Source organism: Panacibacter microcysteis (assembly GCF_015831355.1).
Taxonomy (GTDB): Bacteria; Bacteroidota; Bacteroidia; order Chitinophagales; family Chitinophagaceae; genus Panacibacter; species Panacibacter microcysteis.
On sequence record NZ_JADWYR010000001.1, the window covers coordinates 1,687,737 to 1,710,125 of the forward strand.

Here is a 22,389-nt window from a genome sequence, read left to right on the forward strand (position 1 = left end):
ACGCATTGAAATACCTGAAGATGAAAAAAATATCTGTTATAGTTTTTGTTACATCAGGAATAGTTTTAGCGGCTTGCAGTGATGTAAGGCGTGATCCCGGTACGATTTACATGCCTGATATGGCATATAGCCGTGCCTACGAAACTTACGCTGAACGCGATTCCGCTATTTTTTCCACCAATGAAAAACGTACAGACGATAAAATATTTTATAATAACCAGCCTGTAGCTGGTACTATAGCAAGAGGAGAAGAAATACCTTTTTCACTGGCAAAAGATGCAGCCGGCGATACAACAAATTATATTGCTTCAAAAGCTGTAACTAATCCTTTGCCTGCCTTGAATGATGCACAGATGAAAGAGGCAGAGCGTCAGTACCTGATTAACTGTGGTATCTGCCATGGCGCCAAATTAGACGGTAACGGACCGCTGTATAAAGACGGTGCTGGTCCTTATCCTGCAAAACCCGCAACGTTGGTAGGAGATGCTAAATATGAGGCAATGCCTGAGGGACAAATGTTTTATTCAGTAACGTATGGAAAAAACCTGATGGGAAGTTATGCTTCGCAGTTAAACAGGGATCAGCGCTGGGCCATCATACACTATATTAAGGCAAAACAGGCAAAAAATGCACCGGCTGCAAAACCGGCTGCAGACAGTACGGTATCAGCAAAAAAATAAAAGTTTAACCTGAGATAAAAGGAAATACAATGGCTTCATTTAGAGCACAATTCGAACTGCCTTCAAAAACAAGAACCTGGTCGCTTGCACTCATTGCAATCGGTGCCGTGGCGTTGATAGCAGGTCTGGTTACCAAGGGTTTTAGCAGCGATGAGCATGAGAAATCGGTTTTTTGGGCTACACTCATGTATAACAGCATCTTTTTTACGCTTATTTGTAATGCAAGTATGTTTTTCATATGTGCAACTACTCTAGCAATGGGAGGCTGGCAAATGGTGTTTCGCAGAGTTCCTGAAGCTATATCAAAAGCCGTAATCGTTTTGGGATCTATTACATGGCTCGTATTGTTTTACATTGTTGTAATTGATCACAATCATCATATTTATCACTGGCTGGATGAAAGTGCGAAAGTTGATCCGATTTTAAAAGGAAAACTGGGATTTCTGAATCCCACATTCTTCCTTATATGGACAACCCTTGCAATTGGCTTATGGATTCTGTTGGGTGCAAGAATGAGAAAACTAAGCAGTGAAGCTGACGGAGGACCTATGGATCCGGAAACTGGTAAAAGTTATATCTGGAGAAATACAGTAACAGGCTCCCTGTTCATCGTTTGGTTTGCGCTTACGGTAGCGTCTACAATACCATGGTTATGGCTTATGAGTCTTGATGCACACTGGTATTCTACTATGTATAGCTGGTACACATTCGCAAGCTCTTTTGTAAGCGGTATGGCTTTGATTGCGCTCTGGGTTATTTTTCTAAAAAACAAGGGATACCTTGAGTATACAAATCAGGAGCACCTGCATGATATTGGTAAATTCATGTTTGCTTTTTCTATTTTTTGGACGTACCTGTGGTTTTCTCAATACATGCTAATTTGGTATGGCAACATTTCTGAGGAAACAGTATATTTTAAACATCGGGTACAGGGGCCGTACAAAGGAATATTTTTCCTTAATCTTATAATCAATTTCGTTTGTCCGTTGTTAATATTAATGAAGCGATCTACTAAACGCAATTATACATTGGTTACCTTTATGGCGGTGCTAATTATATTTGGTCACTGGGTAGATTTCTTCCAGATGGTAATGGGAAGTGTGTCTAAAGATCATGTTTCATTAAGCTGGTTAGATTTTGGAATTGCTGCTTTCTTTGTTGGCCTGGTGATATTACTTGTCTCTGGTGAGCTGGCTAAGAAGCCACTACTCTCAAAATATCATCCTTTTCTTAAAGAAAGCATCATACACCATACATAATATTGTACAATTGCCTTTAAGAGGCAATGGATACGAAGAGACCATATTACACGATTGATTTAATAAAATAACTATGTCATTCATTTTTGTAATAGCCGTTATTGTTTTTGTGTTCCTGATTATATTTCAGATAGCTAAGGCTAGTGAGTATGTTGCTGTACTGAAAGGAGATGATCGCGCAAGAAAAGAAAACAATAAGATCAACGGTTTTTTTATGATCGCGTTTCTTATTGCTGGCCTGATAGGAGTTTACTGGTGTAATGAAATATTGGTAGACAAGACTTTACTAGTGCAGGAGTCTGCAAGTGTTCAGGGCGAGAAGGTAGATGAGATGCTTTGGGTTACCTTAATTATCACCGGTATTGTATTCGTACTTACACAGATCGTATTGTTCTGGTTTGCTTACAGGTACCAGGAAAGTGATAAAAGAAAATCATTCTTTTTTCCGCACAATAATACAATGGAAATTGTCTGGACAGTTGTACCGGCTATTGCTTTAACTGTTCTTGTGGTGATAGGTCTTCGCAACTGGTTCTCTTTTACAGGAGATGCACCTAAAAATGCTATGGAAGTTGAAGTTACAGGAAAGCAATTTGGTTGGATTTTCAGGTATAAAGGTGATGACGGTGTTTTTGGTAAAAAATATTTTCGAATGATTGATCCGGCTACCAACTCGCTTGGTTTGAACTGGCATGACAGTACAGGCATCAACGTTAAAGATGATCCAAGTACGCATGACGATATTGTTACTGAGCAGACCATGTACGTTGTAAAAAACAAGCCTGTAAAATTGATTATTGGCTCCAGGGACGTGGTGCATGATGTTGGCCTGCCTCAGTTTCGTCTAAAGATGGATGCTGTTCCGGGAACGCCGACAACACTTTGGTTCACCCCAAAATACACGACTAAAGAGATGAAACAGAAGACAGGTAACCCGGATTTCCAATATGAGATCAGCTGTGACCAGATGTGTGGAAACGGGCACTATTCTATGAAAGGTGTGATAGAGGTTGTTAGCCAGGCAGAGTATGACGAATGGATGGCCAAGCAAAAGCCTGCTTTCTATGCTGCTTTCCCCGAACAAGATCCTTCTAATATTAAGCCTGCGACTACACCTGCAGACAGCACAAAGGCTGCAGCAGCAAAAGTTTCAACAGTTATTCCTGAAAAGAAAGGTTAATGGGTAAGGGAGTTTTCAATTAACGCGATTGTTACACAAATAAGAATAAAGAACTGAGATTATGAGTACTGAAGTTGTTCTAGATCCTCACCACGGAGCGGTAACTCACCATGATACTCATCATGGAGATCATCATGAACACCATCATCATGAGACGTTTATAACAAAATATGTGTTTAGCCAGGACCATAAAATGATCGGTAAACAATTTTTGATTACCGGCATGTTTTGGGGAGTGATGGGTGGCTTAATGTCAGTGCTGTTTCGTTTGCAATTAGGATATCCTGATGCCACATTTCCATGGTTAGAAGATATTCTGGGTAAATGGGCAAAGGGCGGTCATATAACCCCGGAAGCATATTATGCTTTGGTAACCATACACGGTACTGTACTTGTATTTTTTGTATTGACTGCCGGACTTAGCGGAACATTCGCAAACCTGCTTATACCATTGCAGGTAGGCGCAAGAGACATGGCATCGCCTATGATGAATATGCTTAGCTACTGGTTTTTCTTTGCAGCGAGTGTTGTAATGTTATCGTCGATATTTGTAGAGACAGGTCCTTTTAGCGGTGGCTGGACCGCATACCCGCCTTTGAGTGCATTGGGAGATGCATCGCCGGGATCTAAGACCGGTATGGATTTGTGGATAATGGCGATGGCTTTGTTCGTTGTTTCGTCATTGCTGGGGGGCCTGAACTATATTGCCACCATTCTGAATATGCGTACAAAAGGCATGAGTATGACGCGATTGCCTCTTACTATCTGGGCACTCTTTTTTACAGCAGTATTAGGGGTACTTTCATTCCCTGTTTTGTTTTCTGGTTTTATCCTGCTGATATTCGACAGAAATTTCGGTACAAGCTTTTATTTATCTGATATATTTATAAACGGCGTTGGTGCTTTGCCAAACGAGGGCGGCAGTGCCATTCTTTACCAGCACTTGTTCTGGTTTCTTGGTCACCCCGAGGTTTATATTATCTTGTTGCCGGCTATGGGAATGGTTTCGGAAATATTGGCAACAAACTCAAGAAAGCCAATCTTCGGATATATGGCGATGGTGGGATCATTGTTTGCCATTACCATCCTGGCATTTCTAGTATGGGCGCACCACATGTTTGTAACGGGGCTCAATCCATTCTTAGGATCAATATTCGTACTACTTACACTGTTGATTGCTGTACCGTCAGCCATTAAAGTATTCAACTGGCTAACTACATTGTGGCGGGGCAATATCAGGTTTACACCGGGTATGCTATTTGCAATTGGTTTTGTTAGCTTGTTTATTTCAGGTGGTTTAACGGGTATCTGGCTGGGGAATTCAGCATTGGATATACATCTTCACGATACTTATTTTGTGATCGCTCACTTTCACATTGTAATGGGTGTGGCAAGTATGTTTGGTATGTTTGCCGGCATATACCATTGGTTCCCGAAAATGTATGGCCGCTATTTGAACAATAACCTTGCTTACATACACTTTTGGCTTACAATGATTGGTGCTTACCTGATCTTCTGGCCTATGCACTATGAAGGATTAGCTGGTATGCCGCGTCGTTACTATGACTACAGTGTATGGGAAAGTTTCAAGCAGTTTGCCGAACTGAACAGGTTTATCAGTACAGTAGCTATGATCGTATTTGCCGTACAGTTGTTGTTTCTGTTTAATTTCTTCTACTCAATTTTCAAGGGAAGAAAAGTTACTACAACTAATCCATGGGGCTCAACAACACTTGAATGGACTACACCAATCAATCCGGGTCACGGTAACTGGGTTGGTGAAATTCCTGAAGTGCACCGCTGGGCTTACGACTATGGTAAAGATGGTAAAGATTTTATATCGCAGGTTACACCTGTTGGGGCTGATGAAAGTTCACATTAATAGCTCTGCTCTTTATACAGTAATGAATTACTAATGATAATTGAAAATGCCCTGAATTTCAGGGCATTTTTATCAGTTAACTAAAAGATGAATGGACAGCTTCCACTCTTCACATATAATGAACAAATCGCTTAAATCTTCCACCTCTTTCTCATTAGCCTCGAAGGTGAAGGATTATTTTCAGCTTATTAAATTCACACTAAGCTTTACAGTGGTTTTTTCATGCGTTATATGCTACCTGTTGGCGCCAAATATTGTAGATTTTGATTTAAAGATGATTGTGCTGCTGTTCGTAGCCGGAATGCTTGTAACAGGAAGTGCTAATGCCATAAACCAGGCTTCTGAAAAAGATACAGACGCTTTAATGAAACGCACTGGTAAGAGACCTGTAGCAAATGGCAGAATGAGCCAGAGAGAAGCATATACATTTGCTCTTATAGCTGGTATAGTTGGTGTTTTCCTGATGTACCAATATTTTAATACGGCATCCGCCCTATTATCAGCATTCAGTCTTTTTTTATACTCATACATCTATACCCCGCTGAAAAAAGTTAGCTCTGTTTCTGTATTGGTTGGTGCTTTCCCCGGCGCTATCCCTTGTTTAATTGGCTGGGTTGCTGCAACAAATGCTTTCAGTCCTTTTGCCATTGTCGAAGGCACATCCATTTCTAATGCCGCGGGGTGGGCATTGTTTGGTATACAATTTCTTTGGCAGTTTCCCCATTTCTGGGCAATTGCGTGGGTTGCGCATAATGATTACGACAGGGCCGGGTTTAAATTGCTGCCAGGTGGGAATGAACCAACAAGAAGCACAGCATTACAGGCAATTGCATACGCGGTTATGATGGTTCCACTAGGGTTATTACCTTTTTATTTTGGTATAACAGGTACGGTCAGTATGTGGATCGTTATTGCGGCAAACGTATTCATAGTTGCACAGTGTGTGCGCTTGTATATAGATATGGATGTAAAAGCTGCAAGACGTGTAATGTTTAGCAGTTATATTTATTTGCCGGTGGTTTTTCTTGCATTACTGGCCGATAAAATTCCTGTTTCAGGTTAGTGGTAGAGAATTTTACATGAAGAGACGAACGTTTTTGAAAAACAATTAGGCTATGCAGTATCGTTGCTGCGTAGTGATCATACAGTACAAGTGAGTGACACAACAGGCGCTAAATGCTTGTATAACAGCTTGTAAACAAACAATAAATCGTGATGATGACAACAGTGAGTAATCAAAGAAGCAGGATACACCCACACAAGTTTACGCTATGGGTGGCAATGGGCAGCATTGTAATGATGTTTGCCGGCTTAACCAGTGCCTACATTGTTAGAAGAAACCAGGCCAACTGGCTGGAATTTTCTTTGCCCGCCGTGTTCTGGTATTCTACAGCAGTAATATTGGTAAGCAGCTTAACCATGCATCTTGCGCTTAAATCATTTAAGGCAAGGCAAATGCAACGCTACAGGCAGTTTATAACAGTTACTGCCATATTAGGTGTGCTATTTGCAGCATTACAATTCCAGGGCTTTACTTACCTTGGTGCGCATGGTGTAAAACTTATCGGTGAGGGCAGTAACCCGGCAGCATCATTCCTGGCTATTATTACAGGGCTGCACGTGCTGCACGTTTTAGGAGGAGTAATTGCCATATTGGTCATTTTTATAAGGGCATTCAGTGCTCGGTTAAAAAGCTACAATGCCGTACCAATCGAGATTGTAAGCACGTACTGGCACTTTGTTGATATTCTATGGATTTATCTTTTTATCTTTTTCAGCATCACGCATTAACATGCAGGAAATAATGATATGAGCCCGGCTTTACAATATGTATGATACTGCTGTTGCGTCGCACACTGCAACTGCAACAATACTAATCAACAGGGTTCGCAAGGGTAAGACAATGTTCAGTACATAAACGGGGTCATAACGATAAAAATATATGAGTGGGTCAATAAAAAACTTATTATTTTATATACTCGTTTAACGGGTAGCCAATAAATTTGCAAACGAAATTTAAACAGTAACATGTCTACAACAACTGCAACTGCGCCAACGAAATACTGGAGTGGCGGTAAAAGTCCCTTCAATGTTGAGTATGGTAAATTAATGATGTGGTATTTTTTAATGAGTGATGCCTTTACATTCGGGGCATTTCTTATTGCTTATGGCACAACAAGATTTGCAACTACCGGCTGGCCCGATCCCAATGAAGTATTCCAGTCTTTCCCCGGACTGGGTTCGGGGTATCCGCTGCTCTTTGTGAGTTTGATGACCTTCATCCTCATCATTAGCTCGGTTACAATGGTACTTGCTGTACATGCAGGACATAACATGGATAAGAAAGGGGTGGTTAAAAACCTTGTCTGGACGATTATCGGTGGCCTGGCTTTCTTAAGTTGCCAGGCCTGGGAGTGGACACACTTACACCACGAAGGCGCATGGTGGGGTCAAAATCCTTTTCCAAATGCAGATGGCACGCTTTCTACTACCAACTTTACAAACTTCTTTTTTACAATAACCGGTTTCCATGGTTTCCACGTTTTCTCGGGTGTGGTAATCAACGTTATTATGCTAATAATGACGTTGAACGATAAATTTGAAAAGCGTGGCCATTACCTCATGATAGAAAAGGCCGGGCTATACTGGCACTTTGTAGACCTGGTTTGGGTATTTGTTTTCACCTGTTTTTACCTGATTTAATTAACCGGAAAACTAAAAATAAATGGAACATCATTCAACTGCGGTATTGCACGAAGAACATCATGTAGGCGGTGGAACGAAAGAGATATGGAAAGTAACCATCATCCTTTCTGTTCTTACTATTGTAGAGCTTGTTTTAGGTTTCTGGATGATTGGTATGCCCGACGGAGGGTTGCGTTGGGCAATTAAAGGTGCTATCATCATTCTTATGATGGCAAAAGCATTTTACATCGTTGGTTACTTTATGCACCTCAGGCATGAAATCAGGAACCTGATCATGACTATCGTAGTGCCTTTGTTACTGTTTGTGTGGTTTATCATAGCGTTCCTGTACGATGGAAGTTCATATAATCATATGAGACGTACATATACACCGTTCTACAACGATAAAAGTGCTACGAAAATGGAAAAGAAAGAAGGCCATAGCGAAGGTGAGCATGCGGAGGAGCCTAAAGAAGAACATAAACCTGAATCCTTACATTAATAGTAAGTATATTCAGTTGAACTATATTTTTTAATCTTTAAACCATCGCTGCCTGCGATGGTTTTTTGTTAAAGCAGTATATGAACAAAAAAGCGTTAATGGCATTGTGTGTGGCAATACTGATTCCACTGATCAGCTATTTGCTTGTTAAGAATGCAGGTGATTCTGCTGTTGTAATGCCGAGGCATTATTTGCCCGATTCTGTTGTAAGCAGCATTGAAGATGGCAAAAAGCAAACCGACACAGTATGGCATAGAGTAGCAGACATAAGGTTGCAAAACCAGTTTGGTGATACGGTAAACTTATACGATATACAAAACAAGGTGATTGTTGCAGATTTCATTTTTACAACCTGCGGTTATGTGTGTCCAAAGCTCACGACCAATATGGCAAAAATGCAACAGTCGTTTATCAGGGGTGGAGACCCCATGAAGAAGATAGATACTTCGGTGGTGCAGTTTCTTTCGTTTACTATTGACCCGGAAAGAGATTCGGTGCCCCGCCTGAAAGCTTATGCCGACAAATACGGCGTCAACCCGGAAAACTGGTGGTTATTAACCGGTTCTAAAGATGCTATCTATAATTTCATATTTGAAGAGCTTAAGGTAGATAAGTTTGAATCTGACGGACCGCTTGATCCCGACTTTGCACACACACAACGGTTTGTATTACTCGACAAAAATTTTAATGTACGGGGTTTTTATAATGGACTGGATTCTTCCTCACTTGCATTATTGTCGAGAGATGTAGGCCTGCTGATGCTTGAAAAAGCCACTAACCCCGAACCATTACCATTCGACCCTTTACAAATGGGTGTGTTTTTCGTGCTGGCATTGATCATAGTAATAGTTGTTATCCGGTTAATATTTAAAAAGAAAACTACAAATAACGTTTAATATGTTAGAGGCTTCTATAGAAAAAAACGATAAAAAGGCAAAGCAGCTGATCTGGATATTTTCAACAGTAGTGTTTGTTGCTGTAGTGCTGTTGAGCAATGTAAAATTAAATGTAGATCCAGGCTTTGATATACACATATTCGCAAAGGTCAATGCATATATTAATGCAACAATTGCATTTTTACTTCTCGCAGCATTGCTTTCAGTAAAAAACCGCAAGTACAGGCAGCATAAAAATCTTATGATTGCGGCATTAATCTTATCAATCATCTTCCTGGTATCATACATAGCACATCATCTGCTGGCCGGCGAAGCAAAATTTGGAGACGCAAATCATAATGGCATAGTCGAAGAAGCTGAGGCGCTTGCCGTTGGCAGTACGCGATATATTTATTACATCATACTAGCCACGCATATATTCCTCGCTGCAGTTATATTGCCCTTTATTTTATTTACCGCTTACAGGGCTATGATCGCTGAATTTCCTGCTCATAAAAAGTTGGCGCGCTATACATGGCCATTATGGTTTTATGTTGCAGTTACAGGCCCGGTTATATATTACTTTATAAGCCCGTATTACTATTAAATCTCAACTTTGTCTTAACAATTCGTTCATATTACCTTTGCGTAAAATTTCTTGTATGCAGTTGCGCCCGGTAGACACCGTTTCTAATATTACCGCTGACGATTTTAAGAAACATTACTATAACCCCGGTAAACCCATTGTTATAAAAGACCTTGCAAAGGCGTGGCCTGCTTATACCAAATGGAACTGGGAATACTTTAAAAAAATTGTAGGCGATAAAAAGATAGGCATCTATAACAACACAAAGAGTGATGCTTATACGCCCATTAATAAAGCAGATGCTTACACCACGTTTGGCGAATATGTTGATATGATCAGCAACGGGCCGGCACAGTGGCGAATATTCCTTTTCAACATTTTTAATCATGCACCACAACTTGTAAAAGACTTTACATGGCCCGATCACCTGATGAAAGGCTTTGTAAAAAGAGTGCCCATGCTTTTTACCGGCGGCCAGGGCTCTATTACACATATGCACTTTGATATTGACCTCAGCCACATACTGCACACACAGTTTGCTGGTAGAAAGAAGGTATTGTTGTTTCCTTATACTGAGCAGCATAAGCTCTACAGGAAGCCCTTCGAAGTATTGAGCATGGCCGATTTCAGTAATTATTACGATGCAGAAAAGAGCAAAATTGATTACAACAAATTTCCTGCTCTTGAAAGCGCCCAGGGTTTAGAAGTTACCCTGGAGCATGGAGATACGCTTTTTATGCCCGGCGGTTACTGGCACCATATGGAATACCTCGACAGCGGTTTTGCCATGAGCTTACGCGCATTGAACAACTCTATGGCCACCAAATTTAAAGGTGTATGGAACCTGGTAGGCATGCGGAATATTGATACGCTCATGAAGAAAACGGCACCTGTAAAATGGTACAACTGGAAAGAAAAAAAGATATTCGAATCAGCAGCAGCGGCAATGAAATCAGATAGCTTCCACTATACTTTGAACCCGGCGAAATAGCCGGTTTTTTATGTTATGTACCAGGCTGCAGTACAAGCATTAAGCAACTGTTGCGTCGCACACTTGTACTACATAACATTCAGCAGCCCTTCCGGGCATAACTGCGCACAATAAAGAGAAAGGCATAAAGTGCGGTCTTTGTTTTATAACGCCAAAGCAATGATGAAAAGTTATTTACAAGGCCACGCTGGCAGTACTTACCGGCTCTTTAATCCATTTGGTAACCGCCTGTACCCACAATGGATGAATATTTAGACATGGAATCATAGTAAAACTTTCTCCCCCTGCATGCAGGAAAATTTCCTTTCCTTCTTCTGCAATCTCTTCAAGTGTTTCAAGGCAGTCGCTTACAAATGCGGGGCAGGCTACCAGCAATTTTTTTACTCCTTCCTTTGGCAGTTCTTCCAGTCTCTTTGCGGTATAAGGCGTAAGCCATGGATCTCTGCCGAGTCTTGATTGAAATGACTGTTCAACCCTTTGATGCGAAAGGCCTAGTGCGGCCGTAGTCAGTTCCGTGGTAACAAATGTTTGATGCCGGTAACATTTTTGGTGTGCAGGCGATGCTACATGGCAGCAATCGTTCACTTTTAAACAATGCGATCCGGTAATGTCACCTTTATAAATATGCCTTTCCGGAATACCATGATAACTGAATAACAGCTTATCGAAGTCCTGCTGCAGGTAGGGCTTAATGCTTTCAGCCAATGCGTGGATGTAATCGGGATTATTATAGTAAGGCGCTATAGTGGTAAGCCTGAAAGGATAATTAAATTTCTTATGAACTTCTTCCATATACACAACAGCGGTTTCGTAACTACTCATAGCATAATGCGGATATAAAGGGAGCATGATCACTTCTTCAAGCCCGGGCACCTGCCGCATTAGTTTGTCATAAGCATCTTTAGGCGAAGGATTACCATAACGCATTGCAATTTCTACAGGTGCTGAAAAGTTTTGCTGTACTGCAGCCTGCAGTTGTTTACTAAGCACGATCAACGGCGAACCTTCTTTCCACCAGATCGACCTGTATGCTTCTGCGCTCTTTGGTGCCCTGAACGGAACGATGATACCCCTTACCAGCAACATGCGTAATATGTAAGGCATGTCTATAACACGCTCGTCCATCAGAAATTCATTCAGGTATTTTCTAACGTCTTTAACGGATGTACTGTCTGGCGAGCCGAGGTTGACTAATACAATGCCTTTTTTTGTCATGGTTCAAATTGATTGTACAAATGTATAAGAACATTTTGCGCGGGAAAAAGATCTATAAACGTAAAAAAAGTCTGTCCTGGTTTTCGGGCGCATGTTTTACATTGCTTATGGCAATTGTTGTTGCCCGCAAAAGCATTAGCGGGGGTCGAAAACTGCTGCATAATGTTATAAAGTACAAGAGTGCGACGCAACAGGTGCCACATGCTTATACTGCAGCCTGGTTCAAAAAAGAAAAATCCCGTCTTTGTAAAACGGGATCTGGGTTATATGAAATAAATGATATTATTTTTTTCCTTTGTCTGAGAGAAACATATCCAGCGCAGCAATCATACTTGGTGCCTGTGGAGCTGGTGCTTTAATTTCTACCTGCAGGCCTGCTTCTTCGATTGCTTTAATGGTATTATTACCGAATGCACCGATCAAAGTGCTGTTTTGAGAAAATGAAGGGTAGTTATCGAAAAGACTGCGTACACCACTGGGTGTGAAAAAACATATCATGTCGAATGCAGTTGTTTCCATTACCTCTTTTACGTTGTTGCTTACGGAGCGGTACATAAATGCCAGCTGGTATTCGCAGCGGTTATTCTTTAGCCAGCCAACAATATCATTATCCTGCTGGTTTTCGCTACATACATACAGGAAGCGCTCGTTTTCTTTGTGTTTATTGATAACATCAAACATGCTCTTGTTTGTGCCATCTGCACCATAGAAGACTTTGCGTTTGCGGTAGAGAATAAATTTTTGAAGATATAATGCAACCGCTTCGGTAATGCAGAAATACTTGGTATCCTGGCTGATTGCTACTTTCATTTCCTCGCACATGCGAAAGAAATGATCAATTGCATTGCGGCTGGTAAATATTACTGCTGAAAAAGAAGCAATATCTATTTTCTGGCGACGAAATTCCCTTGCAGGAATTGGCTCCAGCTTAATAAACGGATGAAAAGTTAGTTCAATACTGTACTTCCTGGCAAGCTCAAAATAAGGTGATTTTTCGCTTTCGGGTTTCGGCTGAGTAATTAATATACTCCGTGCTTGTTTTGAACTGCCGGATTTTGGGGCCCCATTCTTTAGCATGCTCTCTTTCAAAGTTTTATTAATTGCTAGTGCCTGATGACTGTTAACAATACCTTGTAAATAATAAACATAGGCATTATTTCAACGGCGCAAAGATAGATAAAAAAATGTAAAGGATTGATGTCAAGCGTTCCTCTTATAACGCGCAGCGATATTATGTAGCGGAATATTAACAGCAATATAACCACGCTGCCGGCAATCGTTAATATCACATCCCACATTTGCCCAGTGGAAAACGCCAGCAACGCTACTACAGGAATAAGGATTACACCAACGATCTTGTTGATAAGGAATACAATAAAGCTGTATGTAGATGCAGCATCTTTTGCATTGAACACCCAGCCTGTAAACTGGATAACGCCGTATTTGAACATATATACAAGTGCAAGTATGGTAACCGAATAAAGCACCAGCCACCAAAAATCGATGGGCAGCCGATCATAATAATCGGCCAGCAGCGCAGCAAACAAGCCGCCACCAAGTATGAATAAAATATTCAGGAGCAGGGAGGGTAAAGTTTCCTGCATTAGTTGCTCCCTTTTTTGTTTTTGCCTGAAAGATGCCTGGAAAAGAAGACCAAAAATGCTGGAAAAATATTTTGGAAACAGTTGCTTGATAATAGCGGTAAGCAAGACTAAACCTACCAGTGCATAAAACAGGAAATCCTTAGGTGTTACATTTCGTAAAGTGCCTTCATAGGTGGCTGGCTTTATTTTTTTTGGAATGAAAGGAATTTTAAGAAGGCTGCGAAAAGCAGTATCCTGCAGCCAGGGTATTGGTAAACGAATTATTGCAGACACCGTTGCAACCGAGTCTGGTACCAGTAAATTAGTGTCAGCGGAGATCAGACGCAAAGAATCCATGCGTAGAGAATCGTTGATAATGACTGGTAACGTTGCAGAATCTTTTCGGGCAACCCTTCTGGCTTTTAGTGTATCCCGCTTTGGGGCTAATGCTTTTTGTGCCGCACTGGTAGCGGTTCTTGCACTATCCAGTAAGCGTTGCAGCATACTGTCATCCTGCGAGAAACCACAAAAAAAGAAGATGAGAAAAAATATAGTTAAGATTGGTTTCAAATAAAACAATTGCGACAAAATTACTTTTACAATGTTAAACGAGCATCAAAAAAGTTGCAGAATGTAAAGAAATAAACTTGTGGTACATTATCCTGCAATTAAGCAAAAACGGCTGACGCACAAAGGTAACGCCAGTCATAGTTGTCAGCATCATGTGCAGCACCGGGCTTTACGGGCGTTGCTAATATTGCAGGTTGCAAAACTTTTTTTGAAACAAGGGTTCCTCTTGCGGCAATAATCATTTGCTGTACATGATCATCCTGCATCCACTGTTGTTGTGGTGGTTCAAAACCTGTTTTTCCTTTTCTGTACAGCACAGCATCGGGAAGAAAGCCATCTATGCTTTTACGCAATATCCATTTTGTAAAACCGTCGCGTATTTTGTACCGCGCCGGTAACGAAAAAATAAATGTTGCCAGCGCATTGCTTAAGAACGGCAGGCGTACTTCTACACTGTTTGCCATGCTGTTTCTGTCTGCATAGCGCAAAAGCTCCGGTAGCCCGGTGGTGAAAGTATTGTAATACAGGATGTCTTCAAGTTGCTTTGTTACCGGTTTTTGTAATGTATCAATATTGCGGTAGTTATAATAAAAATCCCTGTTGATGTATGCATTATTTTCCTGGTGTTTGGCTGCTTTGCTTTGCAGAGCGCCGGCTGCTTTATCCGGGAACATAGCAGCAGCGTAGTTCCTCCAGCCCCATGTTTCCAGGAAGTCATGTTGTTCCAGCAGCTTTCTTTCTTTAAAATACAGCGATGTGTCTTTTATAAAAAGTTGTTGAAGATACCAGTGTACATACTTTTTGTAACCGGCTAACATTTCATCCGCACCCTGCCCGTCAAGCAAAACTGTAATGTTGTTTTCTTTGGCTGTTTTATAAATGAGAAACTGTGTCAATACACTGCTGCTTTGCAGGGGTTCTTCCTGGTGGTACATCAGTTTTTCAAAGTAAGTCGCCCAGTCTTTGGCGCCCGGCTCTATAATATGTTGTCTAATACCGAAATGCCCGGCAACAATCCTGGCATAAGCCGTTTCATCTTTTTCAAATCCGGGGAACGATGCGGTAAAAGCAATGTTTTTCCAGTTACTGTTTTTGTTTTTTGTATGGTCAATTGCTGCAAGAATAGCAGCACTGTCTACTCCGCCACTAAGGCTGGTACCAATATTTACATCGCTGCGTAAACGTCTTTCAACAGACTCAAAAAAAAGCTGTCTGAATGTACTTTCAATGGCATCGTTGCCGGCAACAAGAGTTTCAGCTTTTAGCGTGTACCACTTCTTCATTTGCACCCGGCCATCTTTTGGAAACACCTGCAGGTAATGGCCCGCCGGGAGTGATAAAATATTACTGAAAAAAGTAGCCGTCTTCTTCAAAGGGTTTTGCGTGTACCCCAGGGAAAGATAGTTCAGCATCATGGTGCCATCAAGGTTTTTTGGTACTCCTGCGGCCCACAAAGCTTTCATCTCGCTGGCGAATAAAAATTTTTCAAAGGTGCCGCGCTGCGCATAACCTGCGTAATAATATAAAGGTTTCTCTCCAAACCTGTCCCTTGCTATAATAAGCTGCTGTGCCTGTTCATTCCAAAGCGCAAACGCAAACATCCCATCGAACTGATCAAGGCATTCTATGCCCCAGCAATCATATGCAGCCATGATCACTTCTGTATCTGTCTGCGATGTAAACCTGTAGCCTTTGCTATGCAAAGTGTCTTTCAGTTCCCGGTAGTTATATATCTCGCCGTTGAAGACAATGGTATAATGCAGGTAATGCATTGGCTGGCCACCCGCATCAGAAAGATCAATAACAGCAAGCCGCCTGTGTGCTAAACCTATTGTATGATCATTATTAATCCAAAAGCCTTCGCCATCCGGCCCACGATGCTTTAATACATCAGCCATTGTCTGCAACAGGCTTTGTTGCACATTATTGTTGTTGGGAGAAATAATACCCGCAATACCGCACATAGTAAACGAAAGTAATCAGTATTCCATTAAATTATGTTGTACGGTTTTTCAAAGGCCCTGCGTAAGACGTGTTTTCAAATTTTTGTTGGTCAGCGGTAGTTTTCATGGCATCGCCTGTTGTGTCACTCACTTCGGCGTTCTGTTTTTATGGCAGCTTTGGCGTTCATCATATCTGTCATAGCCAGATATCTGTCTTTCGCGGCACATCATTAATCGTTGTAAACTATTGTTTCAGTAATGCCGCCACCTGTTTAAAAGATGCCTGGTTTGTTTTACTGGTCAACGATGCTTCAATATCTATTTTTTCTGTGGCTGTCAGGTGAAAACTGAGCGCTGCAGATGCGTTGGTGTTTATGGGGTCATATTGAAAAGAAATTCTTTCAAAACCATCTCCAAAAGATTGCGATAAATAGTTCAACTGGTCTCCCTGGTAAAAGTCCTGCAGACGGTACCAGTTGTTTTGCAGCAAGAGTAAAGGCTTGGTTACAAAACTTAATATGCTGTTTGGTTCATATGGCCTTTCCCAGTCTCCCAACTGCCTGTCTCTGATCTGTATCAGAACAACTTTCCCGGTATTTTCTTTTAGCCAGTCTTTAAAGTAGTTAATAAAGCGCAGCGATGTTTGCTGCCCAAAATTATCCCGCAGGCCTGCATCCATAACATCTGTTACAGGATCGGTTGGTAAAATAACATTTGGTAAAACATAGGGAAAGGTGGCATTCATACGCAGTGCAGAGAGCACACGAAGATTCAATGGGTCTTGCCTGGCAAAAAAAGAAGTGTAATCAACGGCGTCAGGGTCTATCAGGTGAGTATCAATAACCGAATCTGCAAAAGGCTGCATTAAAAACCTTGCCGGGTGTGTACTTATAACAAGTTCCCTTGCATCTCTGGTGATCATTGAATTAAAAAACGCTACCGGTATTTCTCCGTTCTCTTCTGCTTCTTTATAATCTGCAAGCTTTTTATCCAGTATTCCTTTGGTGTTGTCATTTAATTTTTGTTCAAATGCATACCCCCTGTCCCTCGTGTAGTAATAACCGTTTATTTCAAATTTTCTTACCGGCCCCACAAGATCTCTTGATATAAAAGACGAGAACAAGGGATTAAGCAAATCTCTTGCAATATTCTTTGAATAGGCGTTGTCCTGCAGAGATGTAATATGTCCTTTTTGTTTTTCCCAGTATAATTCACGGAAGTAAGTAGCACCCAACATACCACCCGATGCCCCATTGATAAGAAATGTATGAGGCATAAGCCTGCCATTGGTAATACTATCAAGGTATTGCAGTACGTTGAGGGTAAAGGTTGCACTGCGTGTTCCACCGCCACTGGTGTTGATAACAAAGAGCACCGGTTTTTCTGTGCCTTGTTTCTTTTTCCAGTTATCCAGCATGCCAAGGAAAACCTTTTTGTCCTGTTCAAGGTTTTCTTCCCGTACCAGTTGCATAATCGTGTCTCTCGAATAAGAAGGTCTTTCATCTAGGTTTGTATAGTTGAGTCCGTAGGCTTTATTACGTGGGTCTATAATATTCGACTGGTACATCCAGTTAAGGCAGAGATAAATGACGAGTAATACCGGCAGGCTCCATGTACCCAAAAAAAGCGAAATGGCACCGGCCACCGCAATGAGAATAGCAAAGAAAACAGTTATACTGGCACCGGCCGGCACCTGGAAAACTTTATTGTCTGAAAAAAAGCCAATGGTAAGCAGGAAAATAAAAGAAATTAAAATGGCCAGCACAGCAGCAAAGTGATGTCTTTTAAAGATCATATCCAGAAATTCCTGTGTGTAATGTTGCACATCACGCGGTTTTCTTAAACCGAATTTTGCACTTAAAAACCAGTCTACACGAATATCTGTTTTACCACCAACGCTGGTGATATTATTCTTTTTTGCTGCCTGTTCATACTTCTGGTTTTCAGCAATAATATGAGAGCCAAATCTTTTGTAAATGCTGATGTCTGCACCAAAAAAATAAGCAAAGGAAATTACCAGTGCCAGTATAAGACCGCCAAGGAAACCACCGATAAGTGCGAGTATTTCCCAGGTATTTAATAGTTCCTGTTCTGCATTGTAAGAAACAAGGTTGAAAAAATAGACTAGCAGGAAAACAACAGGAATGGCTGCATTGTTTACGCAAAACTTGAGGAATGGTTGTTCTGTTGTTGCGAGGAAGCGAATTTGCCTTGCGTGCAAAATAAACGTGGTAATGTTCCAGCTCATAAAAAATACACCTATTCCAAAACCCAGTATGGCGGCGCTTAATGCGCTTACTTTGGTAAGATATTCAGGGGCCAGGTAAAGAGAATTGGCTCCGTAAGCTTCCAGGAAATGACCGCTTACTGTTGCAAACAGTATGTACCAGAAAATAAGCAATACATGATACCTGCGAAAGTGCAGGAGCACCATTTGTACAGGCAATGAATAAAAAAAGCCAACCAGGTATTTCTTCATGTTAATATTGGTGAACTGATAGTCTTATATGTTTCTCACGTGCAGGATAAAAATAAACAACATTACTTGAACGGTATCCGTTGCAGCTTTATTATAATATTGAATTATCTGACTGCATACTTCCTGTTGTTTAAAAATACGATAATATCAGCAAGGCTGTTTGTAACAATGACGGCGCTACACCCGGAGCTGCTGATGTATGCATTGTTGTACAAGAGTGCGACGCAACAGGTGCTTCATAGCACTGCAAAAGCCGGGTACATAAATACCCCTTATTTCGAGAACGGCTTTAAAATATATAATACGGCGGCAAAGGAAAGAAGTAATAACATACCCGTTAACTGGTGCAGTTCTGCCAGCCATTCGAAAGTGCCAAATTGCCCCAATACGATGTTGTTGCTGCTTACAACAGTAACAATGCCAAGCACAACCTGTAATATAACGAGCACCATCGGCCATTTTCTTGCCTGTATAAATGTTGCTGTGGTGTTGTGTTTTAAAGCCCTGAACCACCATGCAATGGTTAAAATGAAGATGATATAAGCAATCGTACGGTGTATAAAATGGATAGCAATAGGGTTGTGCAACACGCTCCCGGTAAAACCTTTTTCAAACATGCCTGTTGGTAAGATTGCGCCATTTATATCGGGCCATGTTGGTGCCGCACTTGCTGCTTTTAAGCCTGCCATGAAGCAGCCGTAGATCAACTGAATTGTTATCAACCCGGTGATCCACCCTGCAAAACTTTTGAGTTCTTTGTTGTATAAGCGCTGGTTTTGTGGAATGCGCAGCGATAATGCAAAGACCAGCGTATAAACGATGAGTATCATGGCTGCCATAAAATGTATGGCAAGCCTGAAATGGTTCACGTATACATTTTCATCGTTAAGACCGCTTTTTACCATTACCCAACCCAGTAAACCCTGTAAACCACCCAGCACGAAAAGCATTACGAGCGGTACAATCATCCATTTTTTAAACCAGCCTTTAATGAGAAAAAAGATAAAAGGGAAGAGAAAAACCAGGCCCATAAATCTTGCCCATAAACGGTGAAACCATTCCCAGAAAAAAATGAATTTAAAATCAGCAAGTGTAAAGTGGTTGTTGATGAATTTGTATTGCGCTATTTGCTGGTATTTGTCAAAAGCCTGTTGCCAGGCAGCTTCAGATGTTGGTGGCACAGCACCCATTATGGGGTCCCATTGTGTAATAGATAAACCAGAACCTGTAAGCCTGGTAATGCCACCAAGCAAAACCTGCACCAGTAACATGCCTACACCAATAAACAGCCAGTTTGCTATTATACGCCGGGATCTTTCTTCTGTCATTGTCATTGTTTATCGTTATAGGCAGTGCATTGGTATTGATACAACGTAACGCTTTATGCCCGGTTTTAAGGACTTGTTTTTTACAGGTATATAAACAAGTGGCCCCGCCATTAGTTTGACCGCAAAGGTATTGGCATAAGTTTTTTTACAAGTTTTTTTGCGCAAACTTTCTGCGATCTTTCGATATTCGCATAGCAATGCTTAAACCATTTTACCAGGATGTGTTTGTGGAAGCCGGCTGTGATGAGGCGGGGCGTGGCTGCTATGCAGGCCCTGTATTTGCTGCTGCCGTTATTTTGCCAAAAGATTTTTACCACCCGGTATTAAATGATAGTAAACAGCTTACATATGAGCAAAGGGCTACGCTAAAAGTATACATTGAAGAAAAAGCGATTGCTTACAGTGTGGCCATGATCGATAATGAAGAGATCGATACCATCAATATTTTAAAAGCGTCTTTTAAAGCCATGCACGCGGCTTTGGACAGCTTGCTCATAAGGCCCGAATTATTGCTGATTGATGGTAACCGTTTTACTTCTTACGGTAAAACTGCGCACCATTGTATTGTAAAAGGTGACGGCATTTATGCCAGTATTGCTGCCGCCAGTATTCTCGCCAAAACTTACCGGGATAGCTATATGGAGCAGCTACACGAAAGTTTTCCGCATTATAACTGGAAAAGTAACAAAGGATACGGCACATTAGAGCACCGCAAGGCAATTGATGAACACGGTCTTTGTAAATACCACCGCAGAAGTTTTAATATTTTACCATCACAAATCGAAATGGCTTTCTAGTCTGTTTCAGCCCACTCGCCGGCACCCATTCTTAATATTTCATAGGGTTCCTGTGTACAATCAATTACCGTAGAAGGTACAGTATTGCCTGCGCCGCCATCAACCACTATATCAACCAGGTTTTTAAAGTTTTCATGCATCAGCTCGGGATCGGTGTACTCTTCTACCATTTCACCGGGCAAGGAGGCCGAAAGAATCGGATGACCAAGTTCTTTTACGATCGTACGTGCTATGTCATTATCAGGCACACGCAACCCGATCGTGTTTTTTTTGCTTTTCAGAATCTTTGGTACTTCTTTACTGGCGGGGAGAATAAATGTATATGCACCGGGTAAATGACTTTTCAGTACCCTGTACAATGGTGTGGATATACTCTTGGTGTATTGGGCCAGGTCACTGAGATCATAACAGACAAAACTAAGCTGCGCTTTTTCCGGCTGTACTTTTTTCAATGCGCTGATGCGTTCGATTGCCTTATGTTGAAAAATATCACAGCCTAAACCATAAATGGTATCGGTTGGGTAGATAATTACACCGCCATCTCTCAGGCACTCTACAATTGTTTTTATATGTCGCGGATTAGGATTATCCGGGTGTACATGTAATAACATCCGTAAAGTTACCCATAAATAACGGCAAGATAAAATCACGTACCTGCATAAAAAGTTGTGCAGGTATTAAGTAACATACTTATGCATCAGAACCTGAAGTATGTAACATGCATCAATGAGTAGCACTTTGCTTATGTTTCAAAGAAAACCTGAGTACTCCTCCAAGAACAATAGCAATACTAAACCAGGTTGGTGTAAATACATACAACCAATCAATATTTACCAGGTGCAGTATCTTGCAGTTAATCAAAAGAGCGTTCAAAATGGCATTCAATGATAGCAAGATTAGGGTGTAGTTTTTCCGGGACATGACAATTTCATTTGGGTACAACATAAAAGTATATATTATTTACAGAGATAGAAATTAAAAAGCGGTTAGAACTCTTTCGTAGTAAGGATTTAATTAATATGTGGAGTCAGTTATAAAGCTGCAATAATTGATGCAGCAAAGAGGCCGGCAGTCTCTGTTCTAAGCCTTGTATGGCCAAGTGAAACAGGTAGAAATTTTTGCTCCATTGCCTGTTTGATTTCTTCCGCGGTAAAATCTCCTTCAGGTCCAATAAGTATAACAACGTTTTCGGAAAATTGCAGCTTCGATATTTCATGTTTGCTGTTTTCTTCGCAATGTGCAATCAGCCTGGTAGAATGTGTTGCAGTATCCACCACATGCCTATAATTTGCAGGCTCATGTAAGTGTGGCAGCCATGCCTGCTGGCTTTGCAGCATAGCAGACAAAACAATTTGTTCCATCCTGTCTTTACGGAAATATTGTTTTTCTGTACGCTTACAAATAAGCGGAATAATTTCCGATACACCAATCTCCGTAGCCTTTTCCAGGAACCATTCAAACCTGCCGGTATTTTTCAGCAGCGATATTGCAATCGTTATATGCCGGGTTTTTGGCTCAGCACTGTGCAGTTTTTCTTTTTTTACCACACAATGTTTCCTGTCAGCCTTCAAAATCGTAGCCTTCGCCAAGTGGCCGTTTCCATCGGTCAATATCAGTTGTTCACCCTGCTGCATTCTTAAAACCTGTACACAATGTTTACTCGTTTCTTCAGGTAGCACGAGTTGCTCTTCAATGTTAAGATGTGGTACAAAAAAATAAGGAAGCGGCATGAAATCAGGTGTTGGTAAAAAGTGCCGTGAAGATAAAGCAATTATGAAACCGGCAGTAGCACCCTGTGGCATCACCTGTTGTGTCACTCACTTCAGCGTACAGA

At 41.2% G+C, this 22,389-nt stretch carries 20 protein-coding genes; 12 read left to right on the forward strand and 8 right to left on the reverse strand.

The window, feature by feature from the left end; genetic code table 11:
• Positions 1 to 20: 20 nt before the first annotated feature.
• From I5907_RS06860 to I5907_RS06910, 11 genes are all read left to right on the forward strand, one after another.
• Entirely contained in the window at positions 21 to 680 is a 660-nt protein-coding gene (locus I5907_RS06860) for a c-type cytochrome (protein ID WP_196989971.1), read from the forward strand.
• A 29-nt stretch (positions 681 to 709) separates the two neighbouring features.
• Positions 710 to 1,939 carry a quinol:cytochrome C oxidoreductase gene (locus I5907_RS06865; RefSeq protein WP_196989972.1) on the forward strand — a complete coding sequence of 410 codons (1,230 nt, stop codon included), beginning with the start codon at positions 710 to 712 and terminating at the stop codon, positions 1,937 to 1,939.
• Positions 1,940 to 2,012: 73 nt separating this feature from the next.
• Positions 2,013 to 3,119, forward strand: a complete 1,107-nt coding sequence (locus I5907_RS06870; protein ID WP_196989973.1) for a cytochrome c oxidase subunit II — start codon at positions 2,013 to 2,015, stop codon at positions 3,117 to 3,119.
• Positions 3,120 to 3,180: 61 nt separating this feature from the next.
• Positions 3,181 to 5,001 (forward strand): cytochrome c oxidase subunit I, encoded by a 1,821-nt coding sequence (locus I5907_RS06875; RefSeq protein ID WP_196989974.1) that lies wholly within the window; start codon positions 3,181 to 3,183, stop codon positions 4,999 to 5,001.
• A gap of 118 nt (positions 5,002 to 5,119) precedes the next feature.
• Entirely contained in the window at positions 5,120 to 6,064 is a 945-nt protein-coding gene (gene cyoE / locus I5907_RS06880; RefSeq protein ID WP_196989975.1) for a heme o synthase, read from the forward strand.
• Between the two features lie 152 nt (positions 6,065 to 6,216).
• The gene (locus I5907_RS06885) at positions 6,217 to 6,792 is read left to right on the forward strand and encodes a cytochrome c oxidase subunit 3 (protein WP_196991030.1); all 576 of its coding nucleotides are present in this window, start codon (positions 6,217 to 6,219) and stop codon (positions 6,790 to 6,792) included.
• A gap of 237 nt (positions 6,793 to 7,029) precedes the next feature.
• Positions 7,030 to 7,704 carry a cytochrome c oxidase subunit 3 gene (locus I5907_RS06890; protein WP_196989976.1) on the forward strand — a complete coding sequence of 225 codons (675 nt, stop codon included), beginning with the start codon at positions 7,030 to 7,032 and terminating at the stop codon, positions 7,702 to 7,704.
• 22 nt (positions 7,705 to 7,726) lie between these two features.
• On the forward strand, positions 7,727 to 8,188 hold the full coding sequence (locus I5907_RS06895; protein ID WP_196989977.1) for a cytochrome C oxidase subunit IV family protein: 462 nt from the start codon (positions 7,727 to 7,729) through the stop codon (positions 8,186 to 8,188).
• Between the two features lie 80 nt (positions 8,189 to 8,268).
• Entirely contained in the window at positions 8,269 to 9,084 is an 816-nt protein-coding gene (locus I5907_RS06900; protein WP_196989978.1) for an SCO family protein, read from the forward strand.
• A 1-nt stretch (position 9,085) separates the two neighbouring features.
• On the forward strand, positions 9,086 to 9,670 hold the full coding sequence (locus tag I5907_RS06905) for a DUF420 domain-containing protein (protein ID WP_196989979.1): 585 nt from the start codon (positions 9,086 to 9,088) through the stop codon (positions 9,668 to 9,670).
• Positions 9,671 to 9,725: 55 nt separating this feature from the next.
• Entirely contained in the window at positions 9,726 to 10,640 is a 915-nt protein-coding gene (locus I5907_RS06910) for a cupin-like domain-containing protein (protein WP_196989980.1), read from the forward strand.
• A gap of 174 nt (positions 10,641 to 10,814) precedes the next feature.
• Here the strand turns inward: I5907_RS06910 and hemH are convergent, their stop codons facing one another.
• The 6 genes from hemH to I5907_RS06940 all read right to left on the reverse strand — a co-directional run bounded on the left by hemH (position 10,815) and on the right by I5907_RS06940 (position 19,758).
• On the reverse strand, positions 10,815 to 11,855 hold the full coding sequence (gene hemH / locus I5907_RS06915; protein WP_196989981.1) for a ferrochelatase: 1,041 nt from the start codon (positions 11,853 to 11,855) through the stop codon (positions 10,815 to 10,817).
• Positions 11,856 to 12,137: 282 nt separating this feature from the next.
• Positions 12,138 to 12,932, reverse strand: a complete 795-nt coding sequence (locus I5907_RS06920; RefSeq protein ID WP_196989982.1) for a uroporphyrinogen-III synthase — start codon at positions 12,930 to 12,932, stop codon at positions 12,138 to 12,140.
• Positions 12,933 to 12,958: 26 nt separating this feature from the next.
• Entirely contained in the window at positions 12,959 to 14,008 is a 1,050-nt protein-coding gene (locus tag I5907_RS06925) for a DUF4271 domain-containing protein (protein WP_196989983.1), read from the reverse strand.
• A 98-nt stretch (positions 14,009 to 14,106) separates the two neighbouring features.
• Positions 14,107 to 15,972 (reverse strand): asparagine synthase (glutamine-hydrolyzing), encoded by a 1,866-nt coding sequence (gene asnB, locus I5907_RS06930; RefSeq protein ID WP_196989984.1) that lies wholly within the window; start codon positions 15,970 to 15,972, stop codon positions 14,107 to 14,109.
• A gap of 223 nt (positions 15,973 to 16,195) precedes the next feature.
• Positions 16,196 to 18,430, reverse strand: a complete 2,235-nt coding sequence (locus I5907_RS06935) for a hypothetical protein (protein ID WP_196989985.1) — start codon at positions 18,428 to 18,430, stop codon at positions 16,196 to 16,198.
• Between the two features lie 272 nt (positions 18,431 to 18,702).
• Complete coding sequence (locus tag I5907_RS06940) at positions 18,703 to 19,758, reverse strand: COX15/CtaA family protein (RefSeq protein ID WP_196989986.1); 1,056 nt, start codon at positions 19,756 to 19,758, stop codon at positions 18,703 to 18,705.
• A gap of 197 nt (positions 19,759 to 19,955) precedes the next feature.
• Here I5907_RS06940 and I5907_RS06945 point away from each other — a divergent pair, with 197 nt between their 5' ends.
• Positions 19,956 to 20,555 carry a ribonuclease HII gene (locus I5907_RS06945; RefSeq protein WP_196989987.1) on the forward strand — a complete coding sequence of 200 codons (600 nt, stop codon included), beginning with the start codon at positions 19,956 to 19,958 and terminating at the stop codon, positions 20,553 to 20,555.
• Here the strand turns inward: I5907_RS06945 and I5907_RS06950 are convergent.
• Positions 20,552 to 21,166 (reverse strand): L-threonylcarbamoyladenylate synthase, encoded by a 615-nt coding sequence (locus I5907_RS06950; RefSeq protein ID WP_196989988.1) that lies wholly within the window; start codon positions 21,164 to 21,166, stop codon positions 20,552 to 20,554. The genes I5907_RS06945 and I5907_RS06950 overlap by 4 nt on opposite strands.
• A 420-nt stretch (positions 21,167 to 21,586) precedes the next feature.
• Positions 21,587 to 22,285 (reverse strand): RsmE family RNA methyltransferase, encoded by a 699-nt coding sequence (locus I5907_RS06955; protein ID WP_196989989.1) that lies wholly within the window; start codon positions 22,283 to 22,285, stop codon positions 21,587 to 21,589.
• Positions 22,286 to 22,389 lie beyond the last annotated feature (104 nt).

Coding starts and splice junctions, on each gene's coding strand:
- I5907_RS06875 (WP_196989974.1), top strand. CDS start 3,181: ATGAGTACTGAAGTTGTTCTAGATCCTCACCACGGAGCGGTAACTCAC.
- I5907_RS06950 (WP_196989988.1), bottom strand. CDS start 21,166: ATGTTATTACATGTACACCCGGATAATCCTAATCCGCGACATATAAAA.
- I5907_RS06900 (WP_196989978.1), top strand. CDS start 8,269: ATGAACAAAAAAGCGTTAATGGCATTGTGTGTGGCAATACTGATTCCA.
- I5907_RS06895 (WP_196989977.1), top strand. CDS start 7,727: ATGGAACATCATTCAACTGCGGTATTGCACGAAGAACATCATGTAGGC.
- I5907_RS06870 (WP_196989973.1), top strand. CDS start 2,013: ATGTCATTCATTTTTGTAATAGCCGTTATTGTTTTTGTGTTCCTGATT.
- I5907_RS06945 (WP_196989987.1), top strand. CDS start 19,956: ATGCTTAAACCATTTTACCAGGATGTGTTTGTGGAAGCCGGCTGTGAT.
- cyoE (WP_196989975.1), top strand. CDS start 5,120: ATGAACAAATCGCTTAAATCTTCCACCTCTTTCTCATTAGCCTCGAAG.
- I5907_RS06920 (WP_196989982.1), bottom strand. CDS start 12,932: ATGCTAAAGAATGGGGCCCCAAAATCCGGCAGTTCAAAACAAGCACGG.
- hemH (WP_196989981.1), bottom strand. CDS start 11,855: ATGACAAAAAAAGGCATTGTATTAGTCAACCTCGGCTCGCCAGACAGT.
- I5907_RS06885 (WP_196991030.1), top strand. CDS start 6,217: ATGATGACAACAGTGAGTAATCAAAGAAGCAGGATACACCCACACAAG.
- I5907_RS06940 (WP_196989986.1), bottom strand. CDS start 19,758: ATGACAGAAGAAAGATCCCGGCGTATAATAGCAAACTGGCTGTTTATT.
- I5907_RS06890 (WP_196989976.1), top strand. CDS start 7,030: ATGTCTACAACAACTGCAACTGCGCCAACGAAATACTGGAGTGGCGGT.
- asnB (WP_196989984.1), bottom strand. CDS start 15,972: ATGTGCGGTATTGCGGGTATTATTTCTCCCAACAACAATAATGTGCAA.
- I5907_RS06865 (WP_196989972.1), top strand. CDS start 710: ATGGCTTCATTTAGAGCACAATTCGAACTGCCTTCAAAAACAAGAACC.
- I5907_RS06905 (WP_196989979.1), top strand. CDS start 9,086: ATGTTAGAGGCTTCTATAGAAAAAAACGATAAAAAGGCAAAGCAGCTG.
- I5907_RS06955 (WP_196989989.1), bottom strand. CDS start 22,285: ATGCCGCTTCCTTATTTTTTTGTACCACATCTTAACATTGAAGAGCAA.
- I5907_RS06860 (WP_196989971.1), top strand. CDS start 21: ATGAAAAAAATATCTGTTATAGTTTTTGTTACATCAGGAATAGTTTTA.
- I5907_RS06935 (WP_196989985.1), bottom strand. CDS start 18,430: ATGAAGAAATACCTGGTTGGCTTTTTTTATTCATTGCCTGTACAAATG.
- I5907_RS06910 (WP_196989980.1), top strand. CDS start 9,726: ATGCAGTTGCGCCCGGTAGACACCGTTTCTAATATTACCGCTGACGAT.